Origin of the sequence: Rhodovulum strictum, from assembly GCF_009649175.1 — a bacterium.
Taxonomy (GTDB): Bacteria; Pseudomonadota; Alphaproteobacteria; order Rhodobacterales; family Rhodobacteraceae; genus Rhodovulum; species Rhodovulum strictum.
Genome location: NZ_WJPO01000003.1, coordinates 119,264 through 135,262, shown reverse-complemented (window position 1 = coordinate 135,262; position 15,999 = coordinate 119,264). Strand labels below are relative to the sequence as shown.

Genomic DNA, 15,999 nt, shown 5'->3' with positions numbered 1-15,999 from the left:
CTGTGTAGTTAGAAAGCCTCGCCGCCCCGGTCAACGGGAAAGCGGCGTGCCAGATCCAGCATCGCGCCCATATCGGCCGGGTCCAGCGGGCCGGTGGCCCAAGGGCGAAATCGCTGGCGAAAGGCGTCCAGCACCGCGTCCATGGGCCAGTCCGTGCCATAGCCGAACCGCCCGGCGGCCGCCCTGAACGCCGCCGCATCCGGCGCGGCCGTCGCGGTTTCGGGCCAGACCGACAGCCCCGCGCGGGCCAGACGCTGCCAGTCGAACCGCCGCCCCGGATCGCATTTGCGCCCCGGCGCCATGTCGGAATGGCCGATCACCCGTTCGGGCGGCACGGCCCGGCGGGACATCACCCGGTCAAGCAGGCGTTCCAGCGTGGCCATCAGCGGCGCGGCAAAGGGCTCGTCGCCGCGATTGTCCAGTTCGATCCCGATCGAGCGGGAATTGACATCGCCGACCGCCCCCCAGCGCCCCGCCCCGGCATGCCAGGCCCGTGCGTCCTCGTCGACCAGTTGGAACAACTGCCCGTCGCGCGCGATCAGGTAATGCGCCGAAACCTCGGCGGCCGGATCGCAAAGCCGGTCCAACGCTCCGGCCAGCGGCATCGCGGTGTAATGCAGAACGATCAGGTCGGGCCGGGCCGCATCGCGCCGCTGCCCGAAATTCGGCGAGGGCCGCCAGAGCGGCGTCACGCCCTAGCGCCGCACGGCGGCCCGGAACGGCGCCGGATCCCAGAAGCAGGCAAAGCCGTCGCCATCGGGGTCCAGCCCCAGCCGGTCGCGTTCGGGTCCGCCTGCGGCCAGGAACGCCTCTTGCGCCAGATCGGCCGACCCATATCTGGCGCAATTGCTCAGATAGCGTTCATGGCTGACGCGGCCCAGACGGCGATGGATCGGCTCGCCCACCCGGTTCGTGGTGCTCAGCGCATATTGGGCGATGTTCACCCCCGCAGCCGAGGGCCGTTCGGGCACCGGCTCGGGCGCGACCACGGCATATTGCTGGCGCTGCTGCTGCAACCGTTCGCGGTCGCTTTCGATCGACTCGCGGGCGGCGACGGCGGCGAAGTTCTGCTCGTCGGACAGGCTGGGATTGTTGCTGCGGGGCAGCGGATCGCCCGGCGCAGGCGTGATGACCGGCGCGGCCCCGGCCTCGTCGGGGCGCAGGGTCGCCAGCGCCTGGGCAGCAATCGCGGCACTGTCCGAGGCGGGCGCAGAGGCAACGCTGTCGCCGCGCAGCGCGCGTTCGCGGTCAAGGCTGTAGTCCTGATAGCTGCCGAACCCCACCCCGGCGGCGGAATCGGGCACCTGCGGGGCACAGGCGGCCAACGCCAGCAGGGCGAGAGCCGAAACACCAACGCGCATCTTGTTCATCCTGCTCTGCCGCTCCTTGTCGGATCGCGCTCTTACCACCATTTCGCGGGTCTGGAAACAAAGCCCGCGGCATCCTCAAGCACTTGTGCAGTGTTCAGCAGATCGCCCTCTTCCCAGGGCCGGCCGATCAGTTGCAGGCCAAGCGGCAGCCCCTGCGCATCCAGCCCCGCAGGCACCGCGATGCCCGGCAGACCAGCGAGGTTCACCGTTACCGTGAACACGTCGTTGAGATACATCTCGACCGGATCGGCATCCTGCATCTCGCCCAGCCCGAAGGCGGCGGACGGCGTCGCGGGCGTCAGGATCGCATCGACCCCTTGCGCGAACACCTCGTCGAAATCGCGCTTGATGAGGGCACGGACCTTGCGCGCACGGTTGTAATAGGCGTCGTAGAAGCCCGCCGACAGGACATAAGTCCCGATCATAACCCGGCGCTGCACTTCCTTGCCGAAGCCCTCGGCGCGGGTCTTTTCGTACATCTGTACGATGCCGTCGCCTTCGGCGAGCCTGGCGCGGTGGCCATAGCGCACCCCGTCATAGCGCGCGAGGTTCGAGGACGCCTCGGCGGGCGCGATCACATAATAGGCGGGCAGCGCGTATTTCGTATGCGGCAGGCTGATATCGACGATCTTCGCGCCCGCGTCCCGCAGCATTTCGGCGCCGCGGGTCCACAGCGCCTCGATCTCGGCGGGCATCCCGTCCATGCGGTATTCGCGCGGGATCCCGATCGTCTTGCCGCGGATATCCCCGGTCAGCATCGCCTCGAAATCGGGCACGGGAATGTCGGCGCTGGTCGAATCCTTCGGATCATGCCCCGCCATCGCACCCAGCATGATCGCCGCATCGCGCACGGTACGGGTCATCGGCCCGGCCTGATCCAGCGAGGACGCAAAGGCCACGATCCCCCAGCGCGAGACGCGCCCATAGGTCGGCTTGATCCCCACGATGCCGGTAAAGGCCGCGGGCTGGCGGATCGAGCCGCCGGTATCGGTGCCGGTCGCCGCCAGACACAGATCGGCCGCAACAGCGGCGGCAGACCCGCCCGACGAGCCCCCCGGCGTCAGGTCGCGGTCATCGACCTTCCACGGGTTGACCGCATTGCCATAGGTGCTGGTCTCGTTCGAGCTGCCCATGGCGAACTCGTCCATGTTCAGCTTGCCCAGCATCACCGCGCCCGCATCCCACAGCTTCTGCGTGACGGTCGATTCATATTCCGGCCGGAACCCGTTCAGTATGTGCGACGCCGCCTGAGAGGGCACGCCCCTGGTACAGAACAGATCCTTGATCCCCAGCGGCATCCCGCACATCGCGGGCGCATCGCCCGCCGCGATCCGGGCATCGGCGGCACGCGCCTGATCCAGCGCGAGTTCGGGGGTGACATGGACAAAGGCGTTCAGCCGTGCGGCCCCCTCGATCTCGGACAGGCAGGCCTCGGTCAGCGCCAGCGATGTCGTCTCGCCCTTCCTGAGCGCGTCGCGCGCCTCGGCCAGGGTCAGCTTGCTCAGCTCGCTCATCGCCCGTTACTCCACCACCTTGGGAACCGCAAAGAACCCCTCGCGCGCATCGGGCGCGTTCGACAGGATCTGTGCCGCATAGCCCCCGTCCGTCACCACATCCGCCCGCCGCTTCAGCCGCATCGGCGTGACCGAGGTCATCGGCTCGACGCCCGTCACGTCGACCTCGTTCAACTGCTCCATGAAGGTCAGGATGCCCGACAATTGCTGCGCAAGCGCGGGCAGGTCATCCTCGGCCACGGCGATCCGGGCCAGATGCGCCACGCGCCGCGCGGTGTCGATGTCGATGGACATGGGGCCGCCTTTCGTTCCGGGGAAAATCCGCCCCCGCGTTTAGCCCTGTGTCGCGCCCGCCGCAAGGGCGGCGCGACGGCAAGGCGCTTGCACTCGCCCGCCGTCTGGCCCAGACCGGCCGCGCCCGGTCCCGGGCGCCTGCCCTCCCGCATGAAACGAAAAGGCCCGCGATGCCCTCTACCCGGTTTATCCTGACGCTCACCTGCGACGACCAGCGCGGCATCGTCGCCGCCGTCGCCAACGCGCTGACCGCGCTTGGCGGCAACATCCAGGACAGCGACCAGTTCCGCGACCCCGAAAGCAACCGCTTCTTCATGCGCATCGCCTTCGAGACCGAAACCCCGGCCGAGCCCGACGCGCTCCGCACCCGGCTGGCCCCGGTCCTTGCGGGCTACGGGATGCAGGCCGATCTGGTCGATGCCGACCGGCGGCCCAGGATCATCCTGATGGTGTCGAAATTCGACCACGCGCTGCTGCACCTTCTGTACCAGATCCGCGTGGGCTGGATGGAGGCCGAGGTGGCGGCCATCGTCTCGAACCACGAGGACAGCCGCCCCACCGCCGAGGCGCATGGCATCCCCTATCATTGCTGGCCGGTCAGCAAGGCCAACAAGGCCGAACAGGAAGCGCGCGTTCTGGCACTGGTCGCAGAAACCGGCGCCGAACTGGTGGTGCTGGCGCGCTACATGCAGGTGCTGTCCGACGATCTGTCCCGCGCGCTGGCGGGCCGGGTCATCAACATCCACCATTCCTTCCTGCCCTCGTTCAAGGGCGCGAAGCCCTATCACCAGGCGCATGAGCGCGGCGTCAAGCTGATCGGCGCGACGGCGCATTACGTCACCGCCGATCTGGACGAAGGTCCGATCATCGAGCAGGAGACCGAGCGGGTGAACCACGCGCTGTCCGCCGAGGATTACGTGGCCGTGGGCCGCGACATCGAAAGCCGCGTTCTGGCGCGCGCGGTGCGGCTGCATCTGCAACGCCGCGTTCTGGCGAACGGGCACAAGACGGTGGTGTTCATGCCGGGCTGAGCCCGTCGCCGCGGCCATCCATCGCGGGGGGCCATACCGGCCCCTTGCTAGCGGTAAAGCGAGGCCATCAGCCGCTCGGGCGCCACGATCGGGCCTTCGCCGGTCAGGATCGCGGCATAGGCCAGATCGGCCAGCAGCGCGGCCAGAACCGCCGGGCGGCCATTCACAAAGGCCGTCTGGCTGACCAGCCGCACGCCATGGCTGTAATCGGCATAGCGTGCGCCATGCACCATCGAGAGCGGCTGGATCGGCTGGCCATCGGGGCGGTGCCAGCCATAGATCGCGACCCGGCCGGGCATCTCGCGCAGGCGGTTGGTCAGCACCAGATCCTTTTTCTGCCCCGCCGTCAGCACCCCCGCCCCGCCGCCGGTCTGGCCCTGAACCGTGCGGTGATGCTGCCAGAAATAGCGGGTCGAGGTCATCTCGGCCCCCGGTGTCATCGGCTGCGGCGCCAGCCGCCGCCCGGCCTGGGCGTGGATCGCATCGACCATCCGCGTCGTCGGCAGCAGGAAACCGAAGCGGTCCGCCACACGCGCCGCCGCGGGCAGGCCCATCGGCACGCGCAGGAAATCCGCGTCGCTGCCAAGCGCAAGGTAATCGGGCGTCACGCAGATCGTCACCTCGGCGCGGCGGCCATCGGGCAAGCGGCCCGCCACCGTCACCGGTGTCAGTTGCCGCAGGAAACCGGGCAGGTTGCCCGCCAGCAATTCGCGCAGGATCACCGCGTCGCGCTCGGCCCCTTTCAGCCCCTCCATCGCCCGGGCCAGCGCGCTGCCGGGCTGCGCATTGCGCGGCCGGGCGGGAATCGCGGCGGCCAGGGTCGCGGCACAACCCGCGGCCTGCGGCAGCGGCTCACGCAGGGACATCGCGACATCCGCAAGCGAGCCCATCGCCGCGGGCGCCCGGGCCACCAGATCGGCGGCGGGGCGGGCCTGCGGGCGCAGCGGTGCAGCGGCCAGCGCCAGCCGTTCGGGGCGCGGCGGCGGCACCAGCGCGGGCGGGCCGCTTTGCACCAGCACGGCAGGCGCAGGCGGGGTCACGGGCGCGGGATCGGGCGCCGCGGTCGGCTGGCTTGCGACCGCGACCGGCGGCGCAGCGGGCGGCGCGATCTGGGGCGGCGCAACGCGCGGCAGCGCGGCAATCGGCGCTTCGGTCCGGGCAAAGGGCATCTCGCCACTCACGACAAACGCCCCCGCCGCCAGCGTCAGGCCGACCGCCACGGTCAGGGCCGCGGCCCCCGGCCAACGGGGCTCTGGCGCCGGGGAAAGACGGGCGTAGGAGCGGGCGATCTCGGCCGCCCGGCGGTCGCGGCCCAATCCCTGGGCGGCCTTCTGGCGCGTCTTCGTCATGGGTCTGACCCTTACCGGCACGGGGCCTGTCGGGCAAGTTGCCCGATCGTGCTTGCCAAAGGGTGAACGCGCGCCGCGGCAGGTTTCCGCCTACCGCCCGCACGGGGCTCACTCCCTTGGCCGGTTGTCCAGGATCCGCTGCGCCTTGCCCTGCGAACGCACCACCTCGCCCGGGCCCTTGACGTCGATCTCGGTCGAGACGCCGATCACGTCCTTGATCCGCTTGTGCAGCATCCGCGCCGCGGCCGCGCGCGACAGCTCGTCCGCGCTGTCGGGGCGGCATTCGACATGCACGCGCATCGCGTCCATATGGCCCGCGCGGTAAAGTTCGATCTGGTAATGGTTGGTCAGCCCGCCCGTGGCCACCACCAGTTCCTCGATCTGCGATGGGAACAGGTTCACCCCGCGCAGGATGATCATGTCATCCGACCGCCCCGTGATCTTGGCCATCCGCCGCATGGACCGCGCCGTGCCGGGCATCAGCCGGGTCAGATCGCGCGTGCGGTAGCGGATCATCGGCAGCCCCTCTTTCGTCAGCGTGGTGAAGACCAGTTCGCCCACCGACCCCTCGGGCAGCACTTCGCCGGTCTCGGGGTCGATGATCTCGGGATAGAAATGATCCTCCCACAGATGCAGGCCGTCCTTGGTCTCGACGCATTCGTTGGCGACACCGGGGCCGAGGATCTCGGACAGCCCGTAGATGTCGATGGCATGCATGTCGAAGGCTGCCTCGATCTCGCGGCGCATGGCATCGGTCCAGGGCTCGGCGCCGAACAGGCCGGTCTGCAAGGGCGATTGCCGCGGGTCCAGCCCCCGGCGGTGATATTCCTCAAGGATGTTCAGCATGTAGGAGGGCGTGACCATGATCGCCGAGGCGCCGAAATCCTCGATCAGCGTCACCTGCCGTTCGGTCATGCCCCCCGAAACCGGCACCACCGTCGCGCCCAGCCGTTCCGCGCCGTAATGCGCGCCCAGCCCCCCGGTGAACAACCCGTAGCCATAGGCCACATGCACCACGTCGCCCGCCCGCACGCCGCCTGCGCGCAGCGAGCGCGCCATCAGGTCGGCCCATATGTCGATGTCGCGCTGGGTATAGCCCACCACGGTCGGCTTGCCGGTCGTCCCCGAGGAGGCATGCAGCCGCACGATCCGCTCGCGCGGCACGGCGAAGAGGCCAAAGGGGTAATGGTCGCGCAAGTCGTTCTTGACCGTGAAGGGGAACAGCGCCAGATCCGCCAGCGTCTTCAGGTCGTCGGGATGCACGCCCTTCGCGTCGAACCGCTCGCGATACATCGGGACATTGTCATAGGCATGCCTGAGCGACCATTTCAGCCGCTGAAGTTGCAGCGCCTCGATCTCGTCGCGCGAGGCCAGTTCGATCGGGTCCAGACCGTCCCGGTGCATGCTCAGATCCTTCATTCCATCCTCCACTCCGGCGCGGAGCCCTGCCCGGCCGTCTCATTCCTCGATCCAATGCCCCCGCACCGCGCGGGACATGCCGCGCATCTCGGCCACCACGGCGCCCGAGGCGGTTTCCACCCGCACATCGTAAATCCCGTTGCGCCCCATGAGCGACCGCTCGCGCGCGGTGGCGGTGAGCACCTCGCCCACCGCTGCCGGAGAGACGAAGCTGATCGTGCCGTGCTGCGCCAGCGTCGAGACGTTGCGGCTGTTGCAGGCATAGGCAAAGGCGCTGTCGGCCAGCGCAAAGATCACCCCGCCATGACAGACCCCCTGCCCGTTGGCATGATGGGCCGCGACCGTCATCCGCATCACAGCATGGCCCTCGTCGATGGCCAGCAATTCGATCCCAAGCCAGTGCTCGGCCCGCGTCGCCGCCGAAATGGCCGCGGCACAGGCTTCGGCGCGGGCCTTCGGCGTCATCTGGCCTCCTGCGGCGCTCGGTCGCCTAGGCGCATCCCGGCCTGCCCGTCACCTTGGGCGCCATGCTCGCCCCGAACCCTGCATGAGGGCGCAAGAAAATTGCCGATCATTGGCCCAAGCCTTTCCGATCGTTTCTTGCGGAATGATGCACAGGGCCAGAGGTGGGTCAATGACGGCCGGGAGGGCCAAGTGACGCAACCTTGAACCACCCCGCACAGGGCCGCAACCGCCGGGCAGAGGAGGCCCGGCAAGCAGGCCCGCCCCCATCCGACATCGCAATCCGGGAGGAAACCATGGCGATACGGACGACACTTGGCACGCTTCTGGCAGGCGCCGCGCTGGCCATCGCGGGCAACGCAGGCTGGGCCGCCGATCACACGCTGGTGATTTCCAGCTGGGCGCCGCCCACCCACAACATCAACGCGAAAATGTGGCCGAAATTCATCGAGATGATCGAGGAGGCCACCGACGGGCGCGTGACCGCCGAGGTCAAGCTGGGCCTGGCCGAAGCCCCCGCGCAGATGGACCTGGTCATGGACGGCGCGGCGGATGTCTCGATCATCTTTCACGGCTATCAGCCGGGCCGCTTCGTCACCACCAAGATGATCGAACTGCCCGGCTATGTCGGCACGTCCGAGGCCGCGGCGGTCGCCTATTGGCGCGCCTATGAGGCCCATCTGAAACAGGCCAACGAACATCGCGGCGTCAAGGTGATCGCGCTGCACAGCCATGGCGGGGCGCAGCTGCAATCGGCCGCGCCGGTGACATCGCTCGACCAGATGGCGGGCATGAAGGTGCGCATCCCCGGCGGGGTCGCGACCGATCTGGGGGCGGCGCTGGGCATGATCGGCATCCAGGTGCCCGCCCCCAAGGTCTATGAGACGCTTGCCTCCAAGGCCGCCGATGGCGTGGTGATCCCCATCGAGTCGCGCGCGGGCTTCAAGCTGACCGAGGTGGCGCAGAACATGTACATGCTGCCCGGCGGGCTTTACCGCGGCTCCTTTGCCTACATCATGTCCGAGGAGGCCTTTGCCGCCCTGCCCGCGGACATCCAGGCCGCGCTGGAGGAAAAGGTCTTCGGCGAACCGCTGAGCCGGGCCATCGGCGCGATCTGGGAACAGGGCGATGCCGAGGGCATCGCGCTGACCGAGGCGACGCCGGGTAACGCGATCCATCACGCGAGCCCCGAGGATGCCGCCCGCTTCGACGAGATCGCCGGCACCATCCGCGCCAAGGTAATCGAGGAGGTCGCCGCCACCGGCGTCGATGCCCAGGCCGCCTATGACATGATCCGGGCCGAGATGGCCGCCTGGTGACGGGCGCGCGGGGCCGTTGCCTGCGGCCCCGCGCCGCCTCGGGGGAGGGAAGATGGAAACGCTGATCGCGCTTGCCCGGGGGGCCAGCCGCCTGCCCGTCGCGCTGGCCTGCCTTGCGCTGTTCGCGCTGATGGCGATGACCTTTGCCGATGTGATCCTGCGCTCGGCCTTCAACGCGCCGATCCAGGCGGCAACCGAACTGACCCGGGTGCTGATGGCGGTGATGGTGTTTTCCTGCCTGCCGGTGATCTCGGCCAGGGGCGGGCATATCGCGGTCGATCTGTTCGACGGGATATTCGACCGGCTGCACCTGAACCGGCTGCGCGAGGCGTCGATCAACATCGTCTGCGGCGTGATGCTGGTCTGGCCCACCGAACGGCTGTGGATGCTGACGGGGCGCGCGCGCGGCTATGGCGACGTGACCGAATACCTGTCGATCCCGGTCCATCTGGTGACCGGCTTCATCACCGTCTCGGTGGCGCTGACGGCCGCCGTCATGGTCGCCATCGGGCTGGTCCACCTGTTCGCCCCGCATCTGCTGGACGAGGATCTGGCCCGATGACCGAAGCCCTGATCGGATTCGCGCTGGTCCTTGCGCTGGTGCTGATGCGCATGCCCATCGTCTTCGCGATGGGGCTGGTGGGCACGCTGGGCTTTGCCCATATGCGCGGCGGGTCGATCTTCGATGAACGCGGTCTGAATGCGGCGCTGTCGATGGTGGGGCGCCAGATCACCGACACCGCGCAGGATTACGGGCTGTCGGTGATCCCGCTGTTCATCCTGATGGGGCTGTTCGTGAACAAGGGCGGGCTTGCGCGCGAGCTTTACGCCGTGTCGCATGTCTTTCTGGGCCATCTGCGCGGCGGGCTGGCCATGGCGACGGTGGCGGCCTGCGGCGGGTTCTCGGCGATCTGCGGCTCGTCGCTGGCCACGGCCGCCACCATGTCCAAGGTCGCCATGCCCGAGATGCGCCGCTACGGCTATGCCGACCGGCTGTCGACCGCGTCCATCGCGGCGGGCGGCACGCTGGGCATCCTGATCCCGCCCTCGGTGATCCTGGTGATCTACGGGCTTCTGACCGAAACCTCGATCGGCAAGCTGTTCATCGCGGGCATCATCCCCGGCGCACTGGGCATCCTGTTCTACCTGTTCGCCGTGCGCTGGGTGGTGTTCCGCGACCCCTCGGCCGGCCCCGCCGCACCGCGCACGCCCTGGCCCGAACGGTTGCGCGCGCTGCGCTCGATCTGGGCGGTGGCGCTGCTGTTCGTGCTGGTGATCGGCGGGCTTTACGGGCTGTTCGACGTCGCGCCGCTGAACCTGACCTTCTCGCCGACCGAGGCCGCGGGCATGGGCGCGATGGGGGCCTTCCTGATCGCGCTGGCCCGGGGCGGGCTGACGCTGCGCGGCACCTTCGGCGTGCTGAAGGAAACCGCGATGACTGCGACCAGCCTGTTTGCGGTGCTGATCGGGGCGCAGATCTTTTCCAATTTCGTCAACCTCGCCGGTCTGCCCGAGGCGCTTCTGGGGATCGTCACCGCCTATGACGTTTCCCCCTTTACCGTGATGCTGATGATCCTTGCGATCTATCTGGCGCTCGGCTGCGTGTTCGAAAGCCTGTCGATGCTGCTGCTGACGGTGCCGATCTTTTTCCCGCTGGTCGTCTCGCTCGGCTACGATCCGGTCTGGTTCGGCATCGTCGTCGTCGTCGTGACCGAGATCAGCCTGATCACGCCGCCCGTGGGGCTGAACGTCTTCGTGCTGCGGGGCGTGGTGGGCGATGTTTCGACCGGCACGATCTTTCGCGGCGTCACGCCGTTCTGGATCGCCGACATCCTGCGGCTGGCGCTGATCGTGACGCTGCCCTGGCTGGTGCTGGTCCTGCCCGGCCAGATGGGCCCCTGAACGATGCGGCAATCCGCACCCTGTTATAAAATTGCCCGGAACATAGAACTGTCGTAACTTTCTTAGGCAGCACGCGCGACCCAGGACATAAAGCCATGACCGAAGCCTTGCGGCAGACCGCCGCCGACCCCATCCCTGCGGGCGCCGCACGCCCGTTGACCGGCAACGAGGCCATCGCCCGCGGCGTGTGGGAGGCCGGCGCCAGGGTCGCCGCCGCCTATCCCGGCACACCCTCGACCGAGATCCTCGAAAACATCGCGACCTACCCCGCGTCGGATATCCACGCGCAATGGTCCACCAATGAAAAGACCGGGATGGATGTTACCATCGGCGCCTCCTTTGCCGGGGTGCGCGCCTTTACCGCGATGAAGCATGTGGGCCTGAACGTCGCCGCCGATGCGCTGATGTCCTTCTCCTATATCGGGGTGAATGGCGGGCTGGTGGTCGCGATCTGTGACGATCCGGGCATCCATTCCTCGCAGAACGAACAGGACAGCCGCATCTATGCCCGTTTCGCGCAGGTGCCCGTGCTGGAACCCTGCGACGGGCAGGAGGCGCTGGATTTCACCCGCCAGGCCTTCGACATCTCGGAACAGTTCGATACGCCGGTCTTCGTGCGCTCGACCACGCGGCTGTCGCATACCCGCAGCGCGGTGGTGATGGGCGCGCGCGAGGAACCCGCGTCGCGCGGCTTCACCGAGAATCCGAAAAAGAACGTGATGATCCCGGCACATGCCCGCATGCAGCATGGCGTCGTGCTGGAACGCGAGCGGCGGCTGAAGGACTGGCTGGCGGACAATCCCCTGAACCGGGTCGAGCCGGGCGATACGCGCGTCGGCATCATCACCTCGGGCATCCCCTATACCTATGTGAAGGAGGTCATGCCCGATGCCAGCGTGCTGAAACTCGGCGTCACCTGGCCCCTGCCCGACCGGCTGATCCGCGACTTCTGCGCGAGCGTCGAACGGGTGATCGTAGTCGAGGAACTGGAACCCCTGATCGAGGATGCGCTCAAGGCCATGGGCATCGCCTGCGAGGGCAAGGCATATTTCCCGCGCGAGGGCGAGTTTTCGCCCGAGATAGTGCATGACGCGCTGGCCCGTGCCGGGCTGATGGTGCCCCGCCAGAACGCCGCCCCCTTCGAATTCGCGCCGATGATCCGCCCGCCCGTGCTGTGCGCGGGCTGCCCGCATGCGGCCTGTTTCATGGCGCTGAGGGCGCTGGATGCCCGCGTCGCGGGCGATATCGGCTGCTACACGCTGGCGGTGGTGGAACCGCTGAAATCCATGGATACCTGCGTCTCGATGGGGTCGTCCATCGCCAATGCGGTTGGCATGGCCAAGGCGGGGACCGAGACGAAGCCGATCGTCGCCACCATCGGCGATTCGACCTTCCTGCATTCCGGAATCCCGCCCCTGATCGACGCGGTCTATAACGGCGCCGATATCACCGTCTTCCTGCTCGACAACCACATCACCGCGATGACCGGCGGCCAGGACCATCCGGGCACCGGCCGCACGCTGCGCGGCGATCCCGCGCCGCGGGTCGATTTCATGGAACTGGTGAAATCGCTGGGCGTAAGCTGGGTGCAGAAGGTCGACAGCTATGACACCGCCACCCTGCAACGCACTCTGCGCGAGGCGATGGCCTACAAGGGTGTCTCGGTCGTGATCTCCGACAGACCTTGCGTGCTGGACCCGGTCCGCATCAAGGGCCCGGCGATGGAGGTGGAACAGGAAAGCTGCATCGCCTGCCAGGCCTGCATGAATCTGGGCTGCCCCGCGATCACCTGGTCAGAGGGCTGGCACGAGGGGCGCCACAAGGTGAAGATAGACCCCGAGGCCTGCATCGGGTGCAGCCTGTGCGCGCAGCTTTGCACCAGCCATTCGATCAAGCCGATCCATTAGGGGCAGATGATGGGCGAGAAGATGAACCGCACCATGAACGTGCTGATCGTCGGCGTCGGCGGTCAGGGCGTCATCATGGTTTCCAAGGTGCTGGCCCAGCTTTGCCAGGCCGACGGGCATGACGTGAAGCAATCCGAGGTCCACGGCATGGCCAAGCGCGGCGGCGGCGTGTTCAGCCATGTCCGCTTTGGCCCCAAGGTCTGGTCCCCCACCATCCCCGAGGGCGAGGTGGATATCCTGGTGGCGCTGGAATGGGCCGAGGGGCTGCGCTGGCTCAAGCACCTGAAACCCGATACCGGCACCTTCATCGCCGATTGCCAGAAGATCGTGCCCCCCTTCGCCTGCCGCAACCGCAAGCGCGGCGCCGAACCGGCCTATGCCCCCCAGACCCCCGAAGAGATCATCGAACAGGTCCATGCGGGCTATGTGATGGACGCGACCGGCATGGCCGCGAACCTAGGCAATGCGCGCGCCTCGAACACCGTTCTTCTGGGCGCGCTGTCCACCGTGCTCGACTTCCCCGAAGAAGCCTGGATCGAGATCATCGCATCCACGGTTCCCGCGAAGTCGGCCGAGATCAACCGCGCCGCCTTTGCCGAGGGCCGCGCCTGGGCGATGGGCGGCGATAAACGCATCGACGTCACCGCCGGCGGGCTGCACAAGGCCCATTCCGAGATCCATCACCCGCAGGTCGATACCATCCTCGAAATCACCGAGGAATGGTGCAAGGGCTGCGACATCTGCGTCAAGATGTGCCCCGAACGCTGCCTGCGGCTGAACGACCGGCTCAAGGCGGAACTTGCCCTGCCCGATCTGTGCACCGGCTGCCAGCTTTGCGCCTGGCTCTGCCCCGATCAGGCGATCAGCGTCACCAACATCCCCGTCACGGAGCCCGCCGAATGAGCGCGACGATCCGCAATCTCGAAGGCAACGAAGCCTGCGCGCTGGGCGCGATCCGCGCCGGCTGCCGGTTCTTCGCCGGTTACCCGATCACGCCCTCGTCGGAAGTGGCCGAAGTCATGTCGCGCGAATTGCCCAAGGTGGGCGGCACCTTCATCCAGATGGAGGACGAGATCGCATCCATGGGCGCGGTGATCGGCGCGTCCATGGGCGGCGTCAAGGCAATGACCGCCACCTCGGGTCCCGGCTTTTCGCTGAAACAGGAAAACCTGGGCTATGCCTGCGGCGCGGAAATCCCCTGCGTCATCGTCAACGTGATGCGCGGCGGGCCATCGACCGGCATGCCCACGCGCCCCGCGCAGGGCGACATCATGCAGGCGCGCTGGGGCACGCATGGCGATCACGCCATCATCGTTCTGGCCCCGGCCTCTGTCGCCGAGGCCTATAGCGAAACCATCCGCGCGGTCGAGCTGTCCGAAACCCTGCGCGTGCCGGTCGTGGTGCTGCTGGACGAGGTGATCGGGCATCTGACCGAAACCGTGGACCTGTCCGCCGTGCCCGAGACGCCGGAGGTCTGGCGCAAGTTCGCCACCGGCCCGCGCGCGGGCTTCCAGCCCTATGCCGTCACCGAAGACCTGATCCCGCCCATGCCGCGGCCCGGCGACGGCTATCGCGCCCATTGCACCGGCCTGACGCACGCGCCCGGCGGTTTCCCGACCCAGGTGCCAGAGGTGGCGACCGCCGCCGTCACCCGCACCACCGACAAGCTGGCGCTGCATCGCGAGCGGATCGAAAGCTGGCGGGTGCAGGACGCAGACGATGCCGATCTGCTGATCGTCGCCATCGGCATCTCCGCCCGCGCCGCGCGCCAAGCAGTGCGCGACCTGCGCACCGAGGGGCTGCGCGTCGGACTGTTCCGCCCCGTAACCCTCTGGCCCTTCCCCGAAGAGGCGCTGCGCGACATCGTCGCCCGGTCGGGCGCAAAGGCGGTGCTGGTGCCCGAGATGAACCAGGGCCAGTTGGTGCTGGAAATCGAGCGCGTGCTGGCGGGCAAGGCCCCGGCGCTGCGGCTGAACCGGATCGACGGCCAGCCGATCACCCCCGACGAAATCGCGGACCGCGCGCGGGAGGCGCTGAAATGAAGGACACCACCGAGGCCACCGCCTTCGACGTGAACAGCTGGATCCGGCAGGAGCAGATGCCGCATTTCCTCTGCCCCGGTTGCGGGCACGGGATCGCGCTGCGCGCCCTTGTCTGGGCGCTGCACGAACAGGGCATCGACAAGGACAAGCTGGCCGTGGTCTCGGGCATCGGCTGTTCCGGGCGGCTTTCGGCCTATATCGACGCCAACACCTTTCACACCACCCATGGCCGCCCGCTGACCTTTGCCACGGGGCTGAAACTCGCCCGCCCCGATCTGAGCGTGGTCGTCATCACCGGCGACGGCGATTGCCTTGCGATCGGCGGCAACCACCTGATCCACGCAGCACGGCGCAATCTGGATATCACCTGCCTGATGCTGAACAACGAGATCTACGGCATGACCGGCGGGCAGGTTTCGCCCACCACCGCCGAGGGGCGCTATACCTCGACCACGCCGCAGGGCAATACCGAGCCCGGCTTCGACGCCTGCGCCTTGGCCGCCGCGGCAGGCGCCGGTTTCGTCGGGCGCGAGGTCACGATGCAGGTTCTGGGCCTGCGCGACCTGATCGGCCAGGCCATTGCCCATAAGGGCTTTTCCTTTGTCGAGGTGCTGTCGGACTGCACCGAGATCTATGGCCGCAAGAACGATCTGGGCGCCTCGCCCGAGATGATGCTGGCCAAGAAAAGCGAAATGCGCCCCTTCGCCTATCGCAACACGGTCGATGTGCCCTTCCGCCCGAACCACCTGCGCACCGGCGTCATCGCGCGCAGCGAGCGGCCGGAATATGGCGCCGCCTACCGGGCGATGGCGGCGGGGCTTCGCGGCGAGGGGGGGGACGCGTGATGGCGACGACGGAAATCCGCTTTTCGGGCAGCGGCGGTCAGGGGCTTCTGCTGTCTGCGCGCATCCTCGCCGCGGCGCTGGCCCTTCAGGGGCGCAATGTGGCGCAGTCGAATGCCTATGAACCGGTCTCGCGCGGCGGGCTCAGCCGCTCCGATCTGGTCATCAGCGAGGGCGAGGCGGATTTCCCGCTGGCCCGCCGCCTCGATTACCTGCTGATCCTCGATCTGGCGGGGCTGGGCGTGTCCGATCACCTGCTCTCGCCCCGCTCGGTCGTGCTGGCCGATGCCGAACTGGTGCCCGATCCGCCCCGCGGCGATTTCCGCACGCTTGCCCTGCCCTTTGCGGAAACCGCGCGCAGCCTCGGCAATCCGCGGGTGACGAATATCGTGGCGCTTGGCACGCTTTGCGCGCTGTCGGAGCTTTGCCCGCCCGAGCTGCTGCTTGAGCGCGTGCTGGCCATGACGCCCGCGAAATTCGACCGGCTCAACCGCGACGCCTTTGCCGCCGGTCAGGCCATGGCGGTGCACGAACCGGCCTGACGCGGC

At 68.0% G+C, this 15,999-nt stretch carries 16 protein-coding genes; 9 read left to right on the top strand and 7 right to left on the bottom strand.

Annotation, left to right across the window (positions count from 1 at the left end):
- Window positions 1-8: 8 nt before the first annotated feature.
- From GH815_RS03595 to gatC, 4 genes are all read right to left on the bottom strand, one after another.
- The gene (locus GH815_RS03595; RefSeq protein WP_170290288.1) at window positions 9-629 is read right to left on the bottom strand and encodes an N-acetylmuramoyl-L-alanine amidase; all 621 of its coding nucleotides are present in this window, start codon (window positions 627-629) and stop codon (window positions 9-11) included.
- Window positions 630-695: 66 nt separating this feature from the next.
- Window positions 696-1,370, bottom strand: a complete 675-nt coding sequence (locus GH815_RS03590) for a hypothetical protein (RefSeq protein WP_153747385.1) — start codon at window positions 1,368-1,370, stop codon at window positions 696-698.
- Window positions 1,371-1,402: 32 nt separating this feature from the next.
- Entirely contained in the window at window positions 1,403-2,884 is a 1,482-nt protein-coding gene (gene gatA / locus GH815_RS03585; RefSeq protein ID WP_153747384.1) for an Asp-tRNA(Asn)/Glu-tRNA(Gln) amidotransferase subunit GatA, read from the bottom strand.
- Between the two features lie 6 nt (window positions 2,885-2,890).
- Window positions 2,891-3,178, bottom strand: a complete 288-nt coding sequence (gene gatC, locus GH815_RS03580) for an Asp-tRNA(Asn)/Glu-tRNA(Gln) amidotransferase subunit GatC (protein ID WP_153747383.1) — start codon at window positions 3,176-3,178, stop codon at window positions 2,891-2,893.
- Window positions 3,179-3,348: 170 nt separating this feature from the next.
- On the opposite strand from gatC, the gene purU reads away from it, so the two are divergent.
- Complete coding sequence (purU, locus tag GH815_RS03575) at window positions 3,349-4,209, top strand: formyltetrahydrofolate deformylase (protein WP_153747382.1); 861 nt, start codon at window positions 3,349-3,351, stop codon at window positions 4,207-4,209.
- Between the two features lie 47 nt (window positions 4,210-4,256).
- On the opposite strand, the gene GH815_RS03570 is transcribed toward purU, so the two are convergent.
- The 3 genes from GH815_RS03570 to paaI form a co-directional block, all read right to left on the bottom strand.
- The gene (locus GH815_RS03570; RefSeq protein WP_153747381.1) at window positions 4,257-5,558 is read right to left on the bottom strand and encodes a hypothetical protein; all 1,302 of its coding nucleotides are present in this window, start codon (window positions 5,556-5,558) and stop codon (window positions 4,257-4,259) included.
- Window positions 5,559-5,666: 108 nt separating this feature from the next.
- Window positions 5,667-6,977 (bottom strand): phenylacetate--CoA ligase PaaK, encoded by a 1,311-nt coding sequence (paaK, locus tag GH815_RS03565; protein WP_153747380.1) that lies wholly within the window; start codon window positions 6,975-6,977, stop codon window positions 5,667-5,669.
- Between the two features lie 39 nt (window positions 6,978-7,016).
- Window positions 7,017-7,442: a hydroxyphenylacetyl-CoA thioesterase PaaI gene (gene paaI, locus GH815_RS03560; protein WP_153747379.1), complete on the bottom strand. Its 426-nt coding sequence runs from the start codon at window positions 7,440-7,442 to the stop codon at window positions 7,017-7,019.
- A gap of 293 nt (window positions 7,443-7,735) precedes the next feature.
- On the opposite strand from paaI, the gene GH815_RS03555 reads away from it, so the two are divergent.
- The 8 genes from GH815_RS03555 to GH815_RS03520 all read left to right on the top strand — a co-directional run bounded on the left by GH815_RS03555 (window position 7,736) and on the right by GH815_RS03520 (window position 15,993).
- A complete protein-coding gene (locus GH815_RS03555; RefSeq protein ID WP_153747378.1) occupies window positions 7,736-8,758 on the top strand; it encodes a TRAP transporter substrate-binding protein in 1,023 nt (340 codons plus the stop codon).
- Between the two features lie 52 nt (window positions 8,759-8,810).
- Window positions 8,811-9,320 carry a TRAP transporter small permease gene (locus tag GH815_RS03550; protein WP_153747377.1) on the top strand — a complete coding sequence of 170 codons (510 nt, stop codon included), beginning with the start codon at window positions 8,811-8,813 and terminating at the stop codon, window positions 9,318-9,320.
- Complete coding sequence (locus tag GH815_RS03545) at window positions 9,317-10,660, top strand: TRAP transporter large permease (RefSeq protein WP_153747376.1); 1,344 nt, start codon at window positions 9,317-9,319, stop codon at window positions 10,658-10,660. Before GH815_RS03550 ends, GH815_RS03545 begins: the two co-directional genes overlap by 4 nt.
- 95 nt (window positions 10,661-10,755) lie before the next feature.
- The gene (gene iorA / locus GH815_RS03540) at window positions 10,756-12,567 is read left to right on the top strand and encodes an indolepyruvate ferredoxin oxidoreductase subunit alpha (protein ID WP_153747375.1); all 1,812 of its coding nucleotides are present in this window, start codon (window positions 10,756-10,758) and stop codon (window positions 12,565-12,567) included.
- Between the two features lie 9 nt (window positions 12,568-12,576).
- Window positions 12,577-13,470 carry a 2-oxoacid:acceptor oxidoreductase family protein gene (locus tag GH815_RS03535; protein WP_246176299.1) on the top strand — a complete coding sequence of 298 codons (894 nt, stop codon included), beginning with the start codon at window positions 12,577-12,579 and terminating at the stop codon, window positions 13,468-13,470.
- On the top strand, window positions 13,467-14,609 hold the full coding sequence (locus GH815_RS03530; RefSeq protein WP_153747373.1) for a 2-oxoacid:acceptor oxidoreductase subunit alpha: 1,143 nt from the start codon (window positions 13,467-13,469) through the stop codon (window positions 14,607-14,609). Before GH815_RS03535 ends, GH815_RS03530 begins: the two co-directional genes overlap by 4 nt.
- Window positions 14,606-15,454, top strand: coding sequence for a 2-oxoacid:ferredoxin oxidoreductase subunit beta (locus tag GH815_RS03525; RefSeq protein ID WP_153747372.1), 849 nt, complete (start codon window positions 14,606-14,608; stop codon window positions 15,452-15,454). Before GH815_RS03530 ends, GH815_RS03525 begins: the two co-directional genes overlap by 4 nt.
- Entirely contained in the window at window positions 15,454-15,993 is a 540-nt protein-coding gene (locus GH815_RS03520; RefSeq protein ID WP_153747371.1) for a 2-oxoacid:acceptor oxidoreductase family protein, read from the top strand. The genes GH815_RS03525 and GH815_RS03520 overlap by 1 nt, the downstream gene beginning before the upstream one ends.
- Window positions 15,994-15,999: the final 6 nt, after the last annotated feature.

Coding starts and splice junctions, on each gene's coding strand:
- GH815_RS03590 (WP_153747385.1), bottom strand. CDS start 1,370: ATGAACAAGATGCGCGTTGGTGTTTCGGCTCTCGCCCTGCTGGCGTTG.
- gatA (WP_153747384.1), bottom strand. CDS start 2,884: ATGAGCGAGCTGAGCAAGCTGACCCTGGCCGAGGCGCGCGACGCGCTC.
- gatC (WP_153747383.1), bottom strand. CDS start 3,178: ATGTCCATCGACATCGACACCGCGCGGCGCGTGGCGCATCTGGCCCGG.
- purU (WP_153747382.1), top strand. CDS start 3,349: ATGCCCTCTACCCGGTTTATCCTGACGCTCACCTGCGACGACCAGCGC.
- GH815_RS03570 (WP_153747381.1), bottom strand. CDS start 5,558: ATGACGAAGACGCGCCAGAAGGCCGCCCAGGGATTGGGCCGCGACCGC.
- paaK (WP_153747380.1), bottom strand. CDS start 6,977: ATGAAGGATCTGAGCATGCACCGGGACGGTCTGGACCCGATCGAACTG.
- paaI (WP_153747379.1), bottom strand. CDS start 7,442: ATGACGCCGAAGGCCCGCGCCGAAGCCTGTGCCGCGGCCATTTCGGCG.
- GH815_RS03555 (WP_153747378.1), top strand. CDS start 7,736: ATGGCGATACGGACGACACTTGGCACGCTTCTGGCAGGCGCCGCGCTG.
- GH815_RS03550 (WP_153747377.1), top strand. CDS start 8,811: ATGGAAACGCTGATCGCGCTTGCCCGGGGGGCCAGCCGCCTGCCCGTC.
- GH815_RS03545 (WP_153747376.1), top strand. CDS start 9,317: ATGACCGAAGCCCTGATCGGATTCGCGCTGGTCCTTGCGCTGGTGCTG.
- iorA (WP_153747375.1), top strand. CDS start 10,756: ATGACCGAAGCCTTGCGGCAGACCGCCGCCGACCCCATCCCTGCGGGC.
- GH815_RS03535 (WP_246176299.1), top strand. CDS start 12,577: ATGGGCGAGAAGATGAACCGCACCATGAACGTGCTGATCGTCGGCGTC.
- GH815_RS03530 (WP_153747373.1), top strand. CDS start 13,467: ATGAGCGCGACGATCCGCAATCTCGAAGGCAACGAAGCCTGCGCGCTG.
- GH815_RS03525 (WP_153747372.1), top strand. CDS start 14,606: ATGAAGGACACCACCGAGGCCACCGCCTTCGACGTGAACAGCTGGATC.
- GH815_RS03520 (WP_153747371.1), top strand. CDS start 15,454: ATGGCGACGACGGAAATCCGCTTTTCGGGCAGCGGCGGTCAGGGGCTT.